At 45.2% G+C, this 17,655-nt stretch carries 17 protein-coding genes and 2 pseudogenes; 1 reads left to right on the top strand and 18 read right to left on the bottom strand.

What is annotated here, in order from left to right:
* Nucleotides 1-133: 133 nt before the first annotated feature.
* The 7 genes and pseudogenes from ACZYR9_RS09575 to ACZYR9_RS09545 all read right to left on the bottom strand — a co-directional run.
* Nucleotides 134-799 (bottom strand): hemerythrin domain-containing protein, encoded by a 666-nt coding sequence (locus ACZYR9_RS09575; RefSeq protein ID WP_488978249.1) that lies wholly within the window; start codon nucleotides 797-799, stop codon nucleotides 134-136.
* Nucleotides 800-831: 32 nt separating this feature from the next.
* Complete coding sequence (locus ACZYR9_RS09570; RefSeq protein ID WP_488978248.1) at nucleotides 832-1,779, bottom strand: NmrA/HSCARG family protein; 948 nt, start codon at nucleotides 1,777-1,779, stop codon at nucleotides 832-834.
* Between the two features lie 317 nt (nucleotides 1,780-2,096).
* The gene (locus ACZYR9_RS09565; RefSeq protein WP_488978247.1) at nucleotides 2,097-2,831 is read right to left on the bottom strand and encodes a response regulator; all 735 of its coding nucleotides are present in this window, start codon (nucleotides 2,829-2,831) and stop codon (nucleotides 2,097-2,099) included.
* Between the two features lie 247 nt (nucleotides 2,832-3,078).
* Nucleotides 3,079-5,652 (bottom strand): PEP/pyruvate-binding domain-containing protein, encoded by a 2,574-nt coding sequence (locus tag ACZYR9_RS09560; RefSeq protein WP_488978246.1) that lies wholly within the window; start codon nucleotides 5,650-5,652, stop codon nucleotides 3,079-3,081.
* A 20-nt stretch (nucleotides 5,653-5,672) separates the two neighbouring features.
* The gene (locus tag ACZYR9_RS09555; protein ID WP_488978245.1) at nucleotides 5,673-6,296 is read right to left on the bottom strand and encodes a TetR/AcrR family transcriptional regulator; all 624 of its coding nucleotides are present in this window, start codon (nucleotides 6,294-6,296) and stop codon (nucleotides 5,673-5,675) included.
* A 510-nt stretch (nucleotides 6,297-6,806) separates the two neighbouring features.
* Nucleotides 6,807-7,352: a hypothetical protein gene (locus tag ACZYR9_RS09550; protein ID WP_488978244.1), complete on the bottom strand. Its 546-nt coding sequence runs from the start codon at nucleotides 7,350-7,352 to the stop codon at nucleotides 6,807-6,809.
* 505 nt (nucleotides 7,353-7,857) lie between these two features.
* Nucleotides 7,858-8,034 (bottom strand): annotated as a pseudogene (locus tag ACZYR9_RS09545) (IS3 family transposase); the annotation flags it as partial.
* Nucleotides 8,035-8,110: 76 nt separating this feature from the next.
* Here ACZYR9_RS09545 and ACZYR9_RS09540 point away from each other — a divergent pair.
* Nucleotides 8,111-8,940 (top strand): annotated as a pseudogene (locus tag ACZYR9_RS09540) (IS3 family transposase); the annotation flags it as partial.
* Between the two features lie 10 nt (nucleotides 8,941-8,950).
* On the opposite strand, the gene ACZYR9_RS09535 reads toward ACZYR9_RS09540, so the two are convergent.
* From ACZYR9_RS09535 to ACZYR9_RS09485, 11 genes are all read right to left on the bottom strand, one after another.
* Complete coding sequence (locus ACZYR9_RS09535) at nucleotides 8,951-10,198, bottom strand: MFS transporter (RefSeq protein ID WP_488978243.1); 1,248 nt, start codon at nucleotides 10,196-10,198, stop codon at nucleotides 8,951-8,953.
* A 26-nt stretch (nucleotides 10,199-10,224) separates the two neighbouring features.
* On the bottom strand, nucleotides 10,225-11,145 hold the full coding sequence (locus ACZYR9_RS09530; RefSeq protein ID WP_488978242.1) for a ketopantoate reductase family protein: 921 nt from the start codon (nucleotides 11,143-11,145) through the stop codon (nucleotides 10,225-10,227).
* 472 nt (nucleotides 11,146-11,617) lie between these two features.
* Nucleotides 11,618-11,944, bottom strand: coding sequence for a nitroreductase family protein (locus tag ACZYR9_RS09525; RefSeq protein WP_488978241.1), 327 nt, complete (start codon nucleotides 11,942-11,944; stop codon nucleotides 11,618-11,620).
* Nucleotides 11,932-12,066 (bottom strand): hypothetical protein, encoded by a 135-nt coding sequence (locus ACZYR9_RS09520; RefSeq protein WP_488978240.1) that lies wholly within the window; start codon nucleotides 12,064-12,066, stop codon nucleotides 11,932-11,934. The genes ACZYR9_RS09525 and ACZYR9_RS09520 overlap by 13 nt, the downstream gene beginning before the upstream one ends.
* A 305-nt stretch (nucleotides 12,067-12,371) precedes the next feature.
* Nucleotides 12,372-12,794, bottom strand: coding sequence for a PaaI family thioesterase (locus ACZYR9_RS09515; protein ID WP_488978239.1), 423 nt, complete (start codon nucleotides 12,792-12,794; stop codon nucleotides 12,372-12,374).
* On the bottom strand, nucleotides 12,794-13,393 hold the full coding sequence (locus ACZYR9_RS09510) for a flavin reductase family protein (RefSeq protein WP_488978238.1): 600 nt from the start codon (nucleotides 13,391-13,393) through the stop codon (nucleotides 12,794-12,796). Before ACZYR9_RS09510 ends, ACZYR9_RS09515 begins: the two co-directional genes overlap by 1 nt.
* 9 nt (nucleotides 13,394-13,402) lie before the next feature.
* The gene (locus tag ACZYR9_RS09505; RefSeq protein ID WP_488978237.1) at nucleotides 13,403-14,077 is read right to left on the bottom strand and encodes a 3-oxoacid CoA-transferase subunit B; all 675 of its coding nucleotides are present in this window, start codon (nucleotides 14,075-14,077) and stop codon (nucleotides 13,403-13,405) included.
* A gap of 38 nt (nucleotides 14,078-14,115) precedes the next feature.
* Nucleotides 14,116-14,877: an enoyl-CoA hydratase/isomerase family protein gene (locus tag ACZYR9_RS09500; RefSeq protein WP_488978382.1), complete on the bottom strand. Its 762-nt coding sequence runs from the start codon at nucleotides 14,875-14,877 to the stop codon at nucleotides 14,116-14,118.
* Between the two features lie 34 nt (nucleotides 14,878-14,911).
* On the bottom strand, nucleotides 14,912-15,601 hold the full coding sequence (locus ACZYR9_RS09495) for a CoA transferase subunit A (RefSeq protein WP_488978236.1): 690 nt from the start codon (nucleotides 15,599-15,601) through the stop codon (nucleotides 14,912-14,914).
* 31 nt (nucleotides 15,602-15,632) lie between these two features.
* Nucleotides 15,633-17,138 carry a tripartite tricarboxylate transporter permease gene (locus tag ACZYR9_RS09490; RefSeq protein ID WP_488978235.1) on the bottom strand — a complete coding sequence of 502 codons (1,506 nt, stop codon included), beginning with the start codon at nucleotides 17,136-17,138 and terminating at the stop codon, nucleotides 15,633-15,635.
* A gap of 12 nt (nucleotides 17,139-17,150) precedes the next feature.
* Nucleotides 17,151-17,603, bottom strand: a complete 453-nt coding sequence (locus tag ACZYR9_RS09485; RefSeq protein WP_488978234.1) for a tripartite tricarboxylate transporter TctB family protein — start codon at nucleotides 17,601-17,603, stop codon at nucleotides 17,151-17,153.
* Nucleotides 17,604-17,655 lie beyond the last annotated feature (52 nt).

Genomic DNA, 17,655 nt, shown 5'->3' with positions numbered 1-17,655 from the left:
TGCACGTCCTTTAAAAATCGGGCATATTGAGGACAAATACGGTGTCATGCGGATGATGACCACCGATCCGCAGAAGTGCCAAGCCCAGCGCACATGAAATGGGACCAAATCCAATGACTTGGTCCCCGCTTGGTTATATGGCCTCCAGTCGGCCTTTTAACTCCATCCAATATTCAGCAGATAATTCTTGCTCCGCTAATTGACAAGCGGCTTTATACGCTTCAGGCGGAGCATATTTCTTCATACCTCCCAGCATTTCCACATTTTCGTAAATATTTTGAGCAGGGATCATAAATTTAAAATAGATCATTAATACATCCGGCGGGATTTCAGAACGGATCGCAATGGTCAAATTGATCAATTCCTCTTCCGTCAAACGGTCCCATAATACATTTTGCACATGAACCTCTTCCGTTTGCAGGTGATTCAAATACAAAGCCACAAATTCATTCAAAACCTGATTCCACTCGATTCCCAACTCTCGTCTTTCCTGAAGAGAAGAAGCCTTAATCTTCTGAATCCGCTTTTCCAATTCCACCAGAAGCTCTTCCGTATGCTGATGCTCTTTTTCCAGCCTTTCCGATAATTCAGGAGCAAATTTATCGACTAAGGGCTGGATATGAGCGTCTTCATGTACCGCATGTGCGTGAAGAATCACTGCAATGGGATCGAACACTTTCGCAAAAGCATCCAATTTCACTTCATCCTCAAAATTTAAAGCGCTCGCTTCGGCCGTCACAACACCCAAGGCATAACGCAGGCCTTTATGGACAGGTGTATACACTTCATATTTGGGCATATCTCTTTTCCTCCATTATGCTTTTTAAGGTTTTACAATAATCCCGCCTTGTTTTGTTCAAGCCACTCCGAAAGACTCTGTAGGGAAGGATTCAAGCCGCGGGAAGCTCCCGGGTCTCTCGCGCCAAGAAATACCTGTTCAAATTCACTAAAAAATTGAAACATGTTCCCCAAATCGTCTGCTCCCGGAAAACCAAAACTGCGATATACTTCTGCAGGCACGGCATGGTATCGCACTTCTTCCCCCAGCGCTTTGGCCAGCTCGGCTGCAATTTCTTCTCCGGTCAAATGCTCTCCCGCTACTCCTACATACTTGCCCGCGTATACCGAAGGGCCTCCTTTGAAAATGCCATATGTGCATTTGCCAATGTCTTCTGCAACGATTCCCGATATTTTCTTGGCGCCCATCGGGAGCGTAAACACCAGCTTTCCATCCTCTCCTCTTTTGGGCCCCATTCCGAAAAGAATGAAATTATCCCAGTAGAAGGAAGCAAGCAAAAAGGTCGTTGCCACCCCGGCATCAATAAAGAAGCGGTCGGCTTCTCCTTTGGCATCGAGATGCGGGACCTTATATTTTTCCATAAGGGTAGGCATACGATTGTCACTTAAAGGAATCCACTTTCTCGTATCCTCCAAAGTAGACCAAACCACATGCTTTACTCCGGCTTGCTTTGCGGCTTCGGCAATCAACCTGGCATGCTCCGTTTCTTTTTCCGGAGAGAAATGATTCCAGAAAAATGTAACCGCGAACACTCCATACGCACCTTCAAAGGCTTGATGTATACTGTCCGGCTGATCAAGGTCACCTGCAACCACCTCCGCCCCTAATTGAGCAAGCTGCAGGGCTTTGTCAGAACGGACGTCCCTTGTAACGGCCCGAACCGTAAATTCGCTGTCTTGATCCTGCAAAATGGCTCGAACCAATCCACCGCCTTGTGATCCTGTCGCTCCTAAGACAACAATGACTTTCTTTTGTGCCATGATACGACTCCTCCCTCTAATGCCACTCCCTTCATCATAGGTTATTAAATTAAAGTCACGTTTAAATCAACCTTAAAAAAATTTAAGCTTGCGAATAAAATCTTCACAAGCCTCTTTTGATCTTGCTATGATGAACATACTTAAGAAGGAAAGAACGAAAAGAACAATACGGAATTGACTGGCACAACATTTAGGTCCCGGATATGTTAGATTGAATACTTAAGACGACAATTAAAAATAGGTTAACCGGATCCTTGAAGAAAAGGTGAAGAGGAGAATCACGAGGTTAAAAGCAGCCAACCGCAAATGACTAGAGGTCATCCTTGCCTATTGAATAAATTCTGCAGCTTCTCATTTAGTTTATATCCCGCCCCGCGCACAGTCACAATATAAGGTACGGAATGAACATCATTTAATTTCTTTCTCAGATTGCTGACATGGACCATTACAGTCCTTGTATCACTTACACTGTCAACCCCCCAGACAAGCTCATATAATTCATCCAGGCTGTAAATTCTCCCGGGATGCCTCGATAATTGCACCAGCAGTTTAAACTCTCTGGCAGATAATACGACTGCCGTCCCTTGGACATGAACGGCCTGAGTCAATAAATTGATCTCGAGATGTCCATAGTGGATCGTCTCACTCGGATTGGGAGCAAAAGCTCGATGATCAACATGACCTGGCAGACTGCGTCTTAAATGGGCTTTCACTCTTGCCACCAGCTCGATCGGACTAAAAGGCTTGGTTAAATAATCATCTCCGCCGGCACTTAGCCCGATCACTTTATCTATATCTTCCGACTTACAGCTGATCAAAATGATGGGGACATTGGTGAATTTACGCAATTGATAGCACAACTCCACCCCATCTACATCAGGCATTAAGATATCTAAGATAATAAGGTCAGGCTTATGTTCTTTCACTTGAGGAATGACTTCACTTCCTTTGTCCAACGAGAGGATCTTATAGTTTTCGCGTTCTAAAAATAGACGTATCATGTCTATAATCTCAATTTGGTCGTCAACAATCATGATTTTTCGAGACAACATTTACCCCCCCCCCCCGCCCCAGCTATCGTTAATCGGCCATATGGCATCAACACACAATGACATTACATCACTTTACCCACCACTGAAGCCATCTCATTCCAAAAAATGCGGGAATGAGATCGCCAAACTTTATGGGTGTTTACTGCACTAAAGGACATCATTAGACCTCTAGTTTGTATAAATATTCATATTAGATTTTATTGATGCCCGTGCGGATCAGAATCATTGACCCTCTATGCGCCTGTAGTCAAACCAACTCAATGATGCCCCTGTCACCATCGACTTTGACAAGCTGCCCATCCTTGAGCAATTGGGTTGCATTGCCCGCCGCTACAACAGCCGGTATGCGGTATTCCCTTGCGATAATGGCAGAGTGTGAAAGCATCCCTCCGGAATCGGTGACCAGCGCCCCGATGCTTGGAAATAACATGGACCACACCGGGGAAGTGATGGGGCAAACCAACACATCTCCGGGTTGAATGCGATCAAACCCGGACTCGTCCTTGATGACCCGAACCTTGCCCGTGTATTGGCCGCTTGAGGCTGCGATGCCTTCTATGCGGTTCGCATTTTCGTGCATTTGACCGCTTTGCTGTGCCGCAAATATTTGTTCAAGACTCCAGAACACGGCACTGGCCGAGAAACGAGCCTCTTCCGGGAATGATGCCATCGAGGGCGGAGGAGACGGAGCAGTCCCATAGCTGGCCGGCCCCGGATGGGCAAGCACCCAGCTGTGTTCAGCTTGTCGGCGCTCCACGATTTCACGACCCGCAGTCCGATCATTCAATGCCGCCAAAACCTCTTCCCATTCCAGAAAAAATACATCGTCCAATCGATCCAACTGGCCTCGATTCACGAATCGGCGCCCCGCTTCCAAATAGGCGTATCGAAGCAGAGCAAGGGGAGCGTCCCGGTCATAAAATCCATGTTCTTCCCGTACTGGATACGCTTTCTCGGCACGGGCCAACGCCTTATGAAATCGGGTCCTGTCGGCCTCTGTTTTATCCTTCAAAATGGCATTCGCCTCGGCGAGTTGACTGCGGCGCTGCTCTTTCAACAAGTTCATAGCCTCATCGGGATTATAAATTAACTGCAATTGGTCTTTGAGCAGACGGAACAGGAGTTCGGGCGACTCGGCAACGGTCGGGAAGGTCAGCTCGTAACGTATGGCACGGCAGCCGAATTCATCCGTGTAATCGGCAAGCTTCTTCGCGAATTCCGGATAACAATGCTGTATATCCGATAACGACTTCCCGCTATTGATCTCTTGTACCAGCCCCGGCTTGCTTCGGACAAATTGAGCAAGCTTGGCTAGAGCTCTGGCAGGGGAGCTCGACATTTCCGACAGCCCGCTGAACATAAGCATCATTTTCGCTTCATCCCATCCCAGCAAATCCCGGCAGGCAAATGCGTATTCGGCAAGAATAAGCTGAATAGCTCCATTTACCATCATGTGCCGCTCCACGCACTCTTCGAGAAATTGCCGCACGTCCATAAAATGCTGAATCCATTGTTCGTCTGAGAGGTTCTTCAAGCTCACGGCGTCAAGCTGCTTGCTGCGGCGGATAAACGACGGCTTCCATTCCGCGTACCATTCATCTATGAATTGCCCGGCTTTATCTTCACGTACCGCCCGTACCGAACCCTTGATCCGCGACTTCAGTTGAGGAACGACGCGTATCAGAAGCGGAACCAGCCAGGCAGGAGGTGCTTTCCTGTCCTTCCCTCCGAGCGGTACCGTCCGTTGATAAAGCCATCCGCCGATGTCTCTCTGCTCCAATGTCTCGATAAAAAGAGACATCTCGTCGCACATCCGGCGAAATGCGCGATTAACGACCGGCACAAACGCTGACCTGGTAGCAGGCGAAACCGGATCGGGATAATGACTTTCTTCTCTTTCCCAGTAGCCTGCGGGAGGATCTATCGGTACCGGGATCATGGCTTTGGGTTCATGTTGACCTTGGCTTAACGTCGTGATCGGACGCGCTTGCAGCAAATACAAATGGCCGTTCTGAATAGCCCACTCCATATCTTGCGGTTCGCCAAAGTAGGCTTCCGCCCGGCGTGCCAGTTCGGCGACTTGAAGCACTTGTTCCGCTCCGATCGCCTGCTCCGGTGTACTATCTGCGACCGCTTCGTTACCGCGCACTTTCCACTCATCAGGCGACGCTTGCCCGGAAACCAGTCGTTCCCCCAAACCGCGAACGGCGCTGACTATCGTCTCATTGCGATCGCCTGTAACCGGATTCACAGTAAACGCCACGCCGGCAACATCGGCCTCAATAAGCGGTTGGATGAGTATGGCCATGCGTCCGGACATGATTTGCTTTGCGGTACGGTATTGTAGAATGTGTTCACTGAATGCCGAGGCCCAGCACTTTCGAATCGCTTCCTCAATCGCCTCATATCCCCGCAGCCCCAAAAACGTATCGTATTGGCCTGCGAAGGAAGCCCCTTCGAGGTCTTCGGCAACGCCGGAGGAGCGGATGGCTACAGGCTGATCCTTATATGGAGCCAATGCTTGACGCAGCTCCTCCACCAGGTCGGAGTCCAACGGACGCGATATCACCGCATTTCGCACCTCGGCCCCCTCTTTTCCCATGGAAATGCCGGACATATGGCGAGCGAATGCATCCGTCGTCACGACGATCCCAGCCGGAACCGGGAATCCGTCCTGAAGCATTGCTGCAAGGTTGGCGGCCTTAGCACCCGCCTTTTCGACGATCTTGCAGTCCTGATCGTTTAAGCTGCATACAAATTTCCGCGCATTTACAGCCATACTCGGCGTATTGAACGATTCCTCTTTTTTCAATATACTCATTCCCTTCTCATGGAATATGCTTAAGTATCCCTTGCGAAAGCTTTTAAATATTGAATTTGAGCCTGAATCCCCGCGGTTGCCGTCAAAATAATCTCAGGTCCACTCATTCCGTAACGGGAGTGAAATTCTACCCATGAAGTTGCGCTCACCAACAAGCGAATGATGGAACATGAAGCGCTTCGGATGTCTTCAGGAACATCGGGTACAGCTTCCTTCACCAACCGTGTGATCCACTCATCGCGATAACGGCTTTGCGGGTGCACTTCCTTGATTTGCATTACAGAAAGCGCTATAAACAGCGCTTTGATCTTGGGTAAATACTCCAAGAAATGCGGGATCGTCCGTTCAACCCAAGCAGATAATTCTTCCAACGAATCGACATAAGGCGGAGCGACAGAAGAAATCTGCCTCATGCCCCAGTCACGGTACCCCTGAACAAGCGCCTCTCTTGAAGGAAAATGCCGATAGACGGACGCATAGGAAACACCGGCTAATTTCGCTACTTTCTGAATGGTAAAGTTGTGAATGCGCCCCTGCAAAATTAATTCTTCAACGGCGGCCATAATCGCTTCACCGGTCATCTCTTGCTGTTGTCGGCGCAACGGACTATCGTATGTTCGTTTTGGAGACTGTTTTTTTGTCATGTTGTTTCACGCCCATTTTAATTCAGTATATAAATTCTATATCGAATAAATATAATATATATTTAAAAAAATCACTTCGTCAATAGGCTCAGGAAAGTTTTTCTAGAAAGGCGATGGCTTAAAAAGGGAGCCAAAGAACGAGTGACCTCATCCTTTGGCTCCCTTGTTTCAATTTACGACCGCTATAAAACGATGGTGAGCGGATAACTTCCCGGTTAACTCTTCATTACCACACGTTTCCATTGTTTCGGGCAATTCCCACATTAATTTCTCATTCATGATTTCCGTTTCAAACTAACCGTGAACTGCACTCCACATGTGACGAGTAACCAGTGAGAACAAACGATGGAGTGGTAATATTCGTTGAATCTAAGGCAACTGCCGAAATTTTTTGGCGGTGCTTCTTTATGGAACTTCTCTTTTCTCAATGCCATACGGTGTGGCGATAGCCCTACGAATACTACTAGCTGCTGATTTTCTTCCTTTATACACAAAGAAAACCCCAATCTTTTATGATTGAGGCTTGTCTTTTTTTGACTGAACTGTTTCGATATGAATTTTTGCTTGAATATCTTGACTAGCAGTTGCAACTTCTGGAACTGAAACAACAGGGTTAAGTGCATTATAAATTAACTCAATATTTGTACCCATACTAATTCTTTGGCCTGACTGATATCTATCTAAATACGCTTGTGCTTGACCAATAATTTCATTTAGATCTCTCTTAATTATATCAGAAATTGTTGTATAGTACGGATCTCCCTTTGTGTGAAATTTTTCAAGGAAAGACTTTTTTATGGGAAACATCTTAATGTAATGTAATCCGTGAATTCGATTAGAACGTGTCGTTGGTCTTGGGGGTAGAGGAAAATACTGGTCTTTAGGTATGTAACTGGCTATATTTGACCTAAAAGGAATAGCGAAATCATGTCTATTTCCTTTATACTTCAATCTTAGAATGATTAAGTATGGTCGGTTATCATCTTTCTCCAATATTTCCGAGTCTAGCGGACGGAATGTTTGGAAAAAACTATCCGATATAGATGTTAATTTCATGTTTCCTCCCCACGAAAAAACCCCTCCGCGTAAACAGAGGGATTTTCCTTCATACACGTGAGTAATATTCTCGATTTAATCTCTCCGTTACTCTCGGGGAGAAAACATACAAGTGGATGATATTCTACATTTTAATGTCCCTGTCATCCACAGAGGACTGACATACAAGTGAGTAATATTCGATCCGTTACTCTCGGTACACTTATTATTTTAGAATTACCATACATAAATGTCAACGTATATATTGATTCTTTTCCTGAAAAGAAACGAAATCACAAGGTTATTTTTTAGGATTTCTTGCCGTAAAAATGGGACATAAAAGAGGCGATAACAGTGAACTTTATTGATTTTTCCCGCTCCTAACTATCAGCGCCACAGATTCCACATGGGATGAGTGCTGACGGTAGATAATAATAAACCGAGATGTTACAGTATTCGCCCGACTTTAACATCTTAAACAACGGATTAACCCCCTGAGTTTGGACACATGCTCACCCTTACTCATCTAGGCTTGGTTTCTTAAGTTTGGGATCGGTTTAATCAGGTTCTGCTCATAGAATTGGTCTGGCGACATATCCCGGATGCTGGAATGGATTCGCCGCTCATTGTAGAATCGAATGAACTCGGTGACTGCTTCGTAGGCTTCGCTGTAGGACTCAAAATCATATCGAGCTAAACTGGATCGTCTACACTTAGTTGGACAATAAAAATGAGGGCTTGTAGAATAAACCTATCATCCTAAGGAGCGGATCTCTACAATGCCAAAACAACAACGACGTACCTTTACAGCAGAATTCAAAAAACAAATGGTAGAACTCTATGAAAACGGAAAATCCAGAGCAGCGATCGTGGAGGAATATGACCTCACAGCCTCCGCTTTAGACCGCTGGATCAAACAAGCCCAAACAACGGGTTCCTTCAAGGAGAAGGACAATCGCTCCTCCGAAGACAATGAACTGATTGCCTTGCGAAAGGAGAACCAGCGTCTGAAAATGGAGGTGGATATTTTAAAGCAAGCCGCGCTGATCATGAGACGAAAGTAGCTATCATCCAGAACAACCGTGATAAATACTCGGTATCAGCAATGTGCGACGTCCTGCAAATCGCAAGAAGTACGTTTTACTATGAAGCGAAAACGAGCGAAGACGATGTCGCCGAAGTGATTGCGGACATTTTCCATAAGAATCGAAAAGCTTACGGTACACGCAAGATTAAAGTCAAGCTCCAGGAACGTGGTTTCGTCGTCTCCAGACGTCGGATTGGCCGGATCATGAAAGAGCAGGGACTTGTTTCTATGTACACCGTGTCGCAATATAAACCCCTTAAGTCCGCGTGTAATGAAGCGTCTACAGCCAATACGCTGAATCGCGAATTCGATCAAACGGTGGCTAAACGAGTCGTTGTCAGCGATCTGACGTATGTGAAAGTTCAGAACCGGTGGCATTACATTTGTGTACTTATCGACCTGTTCAATCGAGAGATCATCGGCCATAGTGTAGGCCCTCATAAGGATGCCGTGTTGGTTTCTCGTGCCTCTGCAACGGTTCAGGGTGATTTATCTCAGATTCGTGCCTTACCTTGTGATCAATGACAAAGTATTACGAAGATAAACTTCTATTAATAGACGAAAACAGCTTTTTCCTGGAAGGAAGTTGGTAAGATACCCAACCTGCGGAAATTAATAGGATGGTACAGAGGCTGAAGGCAAACAGATGGCTTCCAAAGGCTTCGTAGCCCCAGCCACCCAAGAAAGTGCCAATGGCTGCTCCTGCCTGGTGACCAAGATAGGCCCAGCCATATAATAAGCCTACCAATCGGACTCCATATAAATCCCCAAGGATAGCGGAGGTCAGAGCGATGCTACCCGCCCAAACTAATCCACCCGTTGCTGCGACCAGATAAAGCTGCCAAGGCTCCATTACTAATACAAGACCTAAAAACCCAAGTCCTCTCACCCCATAGATCAATAGCAGGAGATTTTTTCTCTCATAGCGATCGGCCATAGAGCCTAAAACTACCGAACTGAAAATGGCAACAAAGCCAACCAATCCGACGCTGAAGGAAGCGGTTTTAGATCCAAATGAATGATCCATCAGCATGGGAACAGCATGCGTACCCAAGAGATTCATACTAAAACCGCACGTGAAAAGGCCGAAGACGAGATACCAAAACGGCCGCGTTCGTATAGCTTCTTTAAAAGTCATCGTTTCATGTGCATCTTTGGACACTTTCTGTGTTGCGCTCCCACCTTGGTCCGTGCCCTCAGGAGTTTGGTCTCTCATGATCCATATCGCTAATGGAACAACCAGCAAAAGGAACACAACACCCAAAAGCAGCAGGGTGTTCTGCCAGGTTATCGCTTCGATCAACAGGGTAGCAACAGGATTCATAATCGCAATACCGGCCATGGATCCCGTAGAAAGAAAGAAAAGAGCTTTCCCGCGCTGCCGTGTAAACCATCGGCTAATAATAGGCGTCATAGCAACCGGACTTGCAAAGGAGAGACCGAGAGAAAGCAAGATCCCGAATGCCGCTGTAAATTGGTATATATCTTTGGCTGCAATCGTCCATAGGATAGAGATCTCTATCATGAAAACCCCCGCTAGTAGGACAAGTCTCGTGCTATATTGGGTGGATAGGAATCCGGCCAGCGGCATGCCAAGGCCATAAAATATCATACTGATGGAAATAATCACGGAAAGCGCGGTCCTCGTGATTTCAAGATCCTTCATCATAGGAACGAAAAAAGGGCCGATGCCCAATCTCATGCCCACGGTAAGCAGTGTAATAAATGTACTTGCCGCAACAATATTCCAGCCAAAATACCATTTCGCTCCCTCTTTCAACTCCCCTCACCCCTTCGTAATATATTCTATTTTGCAATGTTGTTTCCCTGATCCAGCGAAGTCAAAATACTGTACATCGTACTGAGAACAGGAACTTGTATTCCATGGATATGAGCTTTGCGAACGAAATAGCCGCAAAGGGATTCCACTTCCATTGCCCTGCCGGATTCCAGATCCTGTAACATCGAGGTCTTATGATGTCTTACTGCTTCCCCCTGGGGAAAAATACGGTCAATTACCTTTTGGCGAATTTCTATTCCTTCTGCCCGGGCGATTTCGACAGCCTCATGCAGTGCTTTTTGTGCAGTCGCATGCAATGGCGGGTGGTCCAAGATGTCTGCTATCGTAGCCCTCGCTGCCGCTGATAAAGGATTAAAGGTTACATTCCACAAGAGCTTGTCCCATTTCCGTTCGAGAATTGAATCCGAAAGCCTGCAGTCGATGCCTGTGCTTTGAAATAGGTCAGCCGTGTATGCTGCTTTATCCTTGCTGGACGAAGTCATCGCGCCGATCACGAGGGAATACGTACCCTCCTGCCTGATCACCCCCGGTTTATCCACTCGCGAGGTAATATAAGCCGAGCCGGCAAGCACGCGATCTTCTCCAAAAATTCCGGTGAGAACCTCTTCATTATCAACCCCGTTTTGCACCGTAAGAATGATAGAATCCATTTTCAAAAACGGGCTAACAGCCTCTGCCATTTGCCGGGTATCCGTAGACTTCACAGAAAAGAGCAGCAAGTCGGCATCCCTCACATCTGCCATGTCATCGGTAAATGTGCCGTACACTTGAAACGAGTTTAAGCCGGAGTGAATAAACAGCCCGTCCTTCTTCATTGCCTGCAGATGGTTTCCCCTCGCTAAAAACGTTACGCGATGCCCCGCGTTCCTCAGGACAGCTCCAAAGAATCCGCCAACTGCACCTGCTCCTATTACAGCAATATGCATTTCTTATCCTCCTCTATAAAAGAAAACCCATGTTTTACATAGGCTTAATGGCCATAAGATATCCGATTCCAGCCAGTCCGACGAATATAAAAACAGCCATACACCAGCTTTGTGTCCATTCTTTTTCTGGCATAGATCTTGTCCGGTTTCCGTGACATTGTTCATGCCGCGAATCAGGATTTTCTTCATGAGATAAAACATCAAAAAAATAAGCATCGAAATTAACATCCATGGCTGCATGAGATAATCGAATGAGGTAGCAAAGAAAAAAGCCACCCCTGTCAACCAGATCACAATATCCGCTGTCCTATCCGATCTTTCTGTACGTATATCGAAATTTTTTCGTTCGCTCTGCATCCTTTAATCGGGGAATGATGAAGAATTCCGATAATTTATCAAAAATAGCCAATAAATGCAACGATGAGAAAAGATAGTACATATCCAACAACTTTTATTTTTTAATGTCGACCCTTTAGTTCAAAGTGAATTTTTGTTCAATCAAGCATTGCTTGACCGAAGTTCTCCTCGGCCCGCTATATTGCTGCAATACTCGCTCCGACCATGTCTGAATCTGATTGTTTGAATCCCGATGTTCATAATAAGTCTTCATTATCTGATCATATTCCCGGATGGAACGCTCTGTTTTTTCTTGATCATAACGGTCGTAGTGTAAAATGTCATCCAAGGAAGAACGGGGTTTTCTATCCGGCAGGCGCTCCGGATCAGGGTATCCGATGCACATGCCAAAGATAGGATAGGTGTAGCTGGGCAGCTCCAATAGGTCCATCATTTTCTGCATATTGTTCCTGATGCCCCTACATAAACCCCGCCTAATCCGGCCAGTTCCGCCGCCGCCAAAAAATTTTGAGCAAGGATGGCGGTATAGACGGTGCTCACGATAAAAGACTCGATATAATTCATTTTAAACTCTTTTCCTTCCAACTCCCCGGCTGCTTTTAACCGATGAAGATCACCGCAGAAGACGAGGAATACAGGGGCTTCCGCTACATGCTTCTGGTTGCCGGTGATCCCGGATATCCTGTTCCGTTTTTCTTTATCCTCTATTTTAATAATGGAGTAGGCTTAAAGATTGCTTGAGGTTGATGCCGTCTGCGCCACCGAAATCAAATTCCTTAAGAGCCTATCCGGGATGTCTTGAGATGTGAAATGACGGACCGAGCGATGGTTAGCAAGAAGTTTAAGATATCGATATCCTTCATCTTTCATCACCCTTTCCTTTTCATCCATTTAAAAATCCCCGTGGCGTGAGAAATGCACGTTTGGTTATCATCAAACAACTGAGCCTCAACCGTCACTAAACCTCCCCCAAGGTTTATGATTTTTCCTACACTCAGGATTGTCCCCTGATTGACCGCCTTTAGGAAATTAACGTTCAAATTGACCGTGACGGCAGGTGATCCTTCCGTGACTGTGCGAACCGTCATTCCCATGGTTGTATCCAAAATGGAGGCATAGGCTCCACCGTGTACGTTTGATGCCGCATTGAAAAGCTCTTCTCGTATATCCAGTTTTAACTGAACTTCACCTGCTTCTAAATGATGAAGCTGAAAACCTAAAAGATTCCAAAATGGACTTTGTTTAAACGTTTCCGCTATTCCTAAAAAAAATGGATCCTCTTTCCAACCCATCAGGCATCTCCCTTTCTCGTAACGGTAAACTCATCGTTTGTTTTCGCGTAGCTTCTGGCGAGTCTGCCCACTGCTTTTAATTTATTATGATCGATCTTATAGGGCGCTACATAGACGTCTTCCGATATGTGAAAACCTATGACTTCTCCGATAACGAGAGTAAAATCGCCACCCAGGGATACGAGCTGATGCAGCCGGCATTCCATGGCTGTTTTTGCTTCTTTTACCCGTGGCGGTTTCACCATGAGGGATTTTTCCGGCGTTAAGCCAACCCGTTCAAACTCATCAACTTTAGCTGCATATTCCGTTGCACTCTGCTCCATTTGCTCGACCAATTCCTCAGTCACCGTATTGATCACAAACTCTCCTGTGGATTCGATGTTTAACAGGGTATCCTTTTTACGGTCCTTATGACTGCCAATGGATATGCATACTAATGGAGGTTCACTGGATATCGGAGAAAAAAAACTAAAGGGTGCCAAATTGAGTACACCCTCATCGCTTTGGGTAGAGATCCAGGCAATCGGTCGCGGAACCACGGTCCCGATAAGGAGTTTATAGATATCTTTTCGAGCTAAATCCAACGTCTTGATATACATGACTGGACCCTACCAATCCACCGAAACCAATTTAAGCTGGGGAGAAACTTCAAATTCTGCTTCTACCATTCCTCTTAAATCGTTAACGGTCAGATCATTATCCATTTCAATAAGAACCATCTTGTTATCGACGAATTCAAAAACAGCTTTCTCGGTAACCACCATATCCGCTTTTCTTACTCCGCTACTCGGATAGGTCAATTTTTTCACAAGTTTCTTTTCGCCGTTTTTCGATTGAAGGGATAAGCCAAGGACGACTTTCTTTACCCCCATCACCAGATCCATAGCTCCTCCAACCCCTAGAATATCTTGGCCGGGTACAGCCCAGTTCGCCAGCTCACCTGTTTGGTCGACCTGTAAGGCACCAAGCAGCGCTACATCAATATGACCGCCGCGAATCATAGCAAAAGCATCTGCACTGTCAAAAATGGAGGCACCAGGCAATGTAGTGATAGGGAGCTTGCTGGCGTTAATCAGATCCATATCGATTTCTTCCTCAGAAGGGGTAGGTCCCATACCAAGAAGACCATTTTCGGATTGCAGATAAACATTTTTTCCTTCTTCGATATAGTCCGGAACAAGCGTCGGAATCCCTACTCCAAGATTGACGATTTGCCCTTCTTCTAATTCCTGCGCTAATCTTCTGGCAATTTTTATTCGATCTGGTGCAATTGTTTTTGACATCGTTCTTACCCTCCTTGAAAAATTTTACGGCTTAATCCCTACTCCCCTTGAAATTGAGGAGAACGCTTTTCCAGGAAAACCTGGATTCCTTCTTTATGATCTTCCGTCGTTCCCATGACGGACTGTGTGCTTCGCTCCAAATCCAAAAACACAGGCAAATCGGCATAAAGCGAGCGATTCGTCATCTTTTTAAGAAGTCCATAGGAACGGATAGGTCCATCAGCAAGCTTCCTGGCGTAATCTATCGCTTCCTGTTTGAATTGCTCCGCCGGATAAACGCGGTTTACTAAACCCCATTCCTTCGCCTGTACCGCATCAAACGGTTGTGCATGGAACAATAATTCCTTTGCCCGATAAGCTCCAAGCGATTGTGCGAGGAAAAAGAGGGCCCCACCGTCGGAGATGAGTCCAACCTTGGAAAAACTTAAAACAAACTTAGCATCGTCCGCCGCTATAATCTGATCACAGGCCAAGGCGACACTAACCCCTAATCCTGCAGAAAAACCATGAACAGCGGCTATAATCGGCTTTTCCAATTCGGTCATGGCCAGGATTAAATCGTTCATCGCTCCTAAATAATCAAACCGGGAGACTGGAGTCCGTTTCCCCATTGCTTTGATATCCCCGCCTGAACAAAAAGAACGTCCCGCTCCAGTTATAAGCACTACTTTTATTTCTTTGTTTATTTTTGCTAAATTAATAGCTTCCATTAGTCCATCCCGCATGTCAGGACTAATTGCATTTAAAGCTTCGGGTCGATTGAGGACAACATAGAGAACCTTTCCATTGGTCTCGATCATGACATCCTTATACATATTGGTTACTTCAACCTTTCTAGATCACATAACGACCGTCTTTTTTTGTATATTTGCTCAATACTACATAGTCAACATAGGCATGGGGAGTTCTGATTTCTTCCGGATTGAGTTCTCCCTGTTCTACGATCTCATCTACTTCCGCGATCACTATTTTGCCGGCAGTTGCCATTGCAGCGTTAAAGTTTAGAGCCGTTTTGTAATAAACTAGATTCCCCAATTTATCTGCTTTATGGGCTTTTATCAAAGATACATCCGCCTTTAATGCTTTTTGGAATACAAAAAGCTCACCATCGATCTCTCTATGATCCTTTCCTTCTGCCAGCTTTGTCCCAAGCGAAGTCCTGGTATAAAATCCTCCGATTCCAGCACCCCCAGCCCTCATCGCTTCAGCTAAAGAACCTTGTGGAATCAGCTCAATTTCAAGTTCTCCTTTTTTCCAAGCTTCAACGGCATCCCGGTTGGTAGTAAAATAAGAACCAATAGCTTTGCGAATATGTCCAGTTTGAAGAAGTCTACCTAAAAATTTCCCTGGCTCTCCTAGGTTATTACTAATGATGGTTAATTCTCGCGCTGAATGTTTAATCAATTCGTCCACCAGGGTAAGGGGGGCTCCCGATAATCCAAAACCTCCTACCATAAGGGTATCCCCTTGTCTAACCAGCTTCACAGCTTCTTCAGGTGTCAATATTTTTTTCACATTCCTCATCCTTTCTGCTCCTTATTTATCCAATAAAAAGCTACAATTCCATGTCACTTGCCAAATGTTTCCTTTTATTCTTAAATCCGCTTATAATACTGATGACTAAGATGATTATACCAATGCTCATCAGAGTCCCTGATATGGGTCGTTGGAAAAAGATCATCAGACCATTTCGAGACGTTGCAAGGGACTGAAGAAATGAGGATTCAATTTGCGAACCCAACACAAAGGTTAACACGGTCGCTGCCATTGGAATATCCAACTTCTTCATAAAATAACCCACAACACCAAAGAAGATCATCATTCCTACATCCCATAAACTATTATTAATGCTATATGTTCCCACCATAGTAAGCATTAAAATCAGAGGAAATAAGAGTTTATAAGGAATGGTAGCCACTTTTGCCCATACTTTTGCCAAAGGAAGATTGAATATCAATAGAATTAAATTCCCGATGAACATACTAGCAATAACCCCCCAAACAAAATCAGGGTTATTTTGAAAAAGTGCGGGACCGGGAGTTAAGCCATGCATCATAAAAGCACCTAATATGACAGCCACAGTAGGAGAGCTTGGAATCCCAAGAGTAAATAATGGAATTAGAGCAGCTCCACTATGTGCGTTATTTGCTGTTTCGGGACCAGCTACCCCCTCAATAGCTCCCTTACCGAACCGGGAAGGATCCTTTGATAATTTTCTTTCCAGTGAATAAGAAATAAGCGAGGCAATGACTGCATTAGCTCCGGGAATCAACCCGATAATCATGCCTATACTTGTACCTCGGCCAATAGATTTTAGTGTCGGTTTCCATTCCTCTCGTCTAGGTAAAAGGCCGTGGATTTCTGCAGGCGTGTCCATTTTCATTTTATTTTCTGCGTTTAGTAGAATCTCGGATATTCCAAACAGCCCCATGGCAAGTATTACAAAATCGATCCCTTCCATTAATCTCATTTGCCCAAATGTAAATCGAATCTCGCCGGAAATGGGATCCATTCCAATAAAGGCTAAAAGTAAACCTAAGAAAGCCGCAATTAATCCTCTTATGATCGATTTGCCCATCAGTCCAACTAACAAAAGCAACCCCAGAAGCATAAGGGCAAAATACTCAGGCGGCCCAAATTTTAATGCGAATCTAGCCAGTGGAGGTCCTAAAAGGGTTAGAGCAATAACAGCCACTACTCCTCCAATAAAAGAACCAATAGCTGCAACTCCCAAGGCTGTACCCGCACGTCCTTGTTTGGCTAGCTGATGGCCATCAATACAAGTAACTACAGACGCAGATTCTCCTGGAGTGTTAATGAGAACCGAAGTAATCGTTCCTCCATACATTGAGCCATAAAATATTCCAGCCAGCATAATAATGGCAGAAACAGGTTCCATACCGTATGTTATTGGAATTAAAAGTGCTGTTCCGGCCACTGGACCGAGTCCGGGTAATACTCCTACGAACATACCGATAGATACGCCAATGAAACAATATAGAAGATTCCAAAGCGTGAGTGCATGACTAAATCCATTGAGCAACAAATGTATTGATTCCATACATCCCCCTCCTTACCAACCCAGTCCATTTACTGGCAACGCTACGTGCAGTACAGAACCAAATACCCAAAATAATAGAATGGATACCCCCGCAGAAATCCCTAAATTGGAATACCATTTATATTCCTTATACAATAAGGCAAATAAGAAGATCGTACTTGTCAAAACAAATCCTAAAAATGATACTAAAAGGATATAAACAACCATAGACAGCAAAATAAAACCAATGTTTTTAAGAGCTGTTCCATTGGGCAGTTTTTCTCCTTCTTCACCATCGGCTTTTAGTGATTCAAAGATATATAACAAACATAGGATTAACAATATGACGCAAATCCAAATTGGAAAAAAGCCAGGTCCAGGTCCTAATGATCCTGTATAGGCATAATCTAGTGATTGAACCAAAAATACAAGGGTAAAGAACATCATGAAGATTCCGGCCCACACACCTGCATTAAACCTTTTCACGTTTACACCGTCCTCTCTGACAAAATGGAGAGATTGAATGGGGTATACAGTT

Source organism: Paenibacillus sp. F024 (assembly GCF_057814255.1).
Note: the sequence above shows the minus strand (reverse complement) of the source record. Positions and strands in the feature narration are given on the sequence as shown.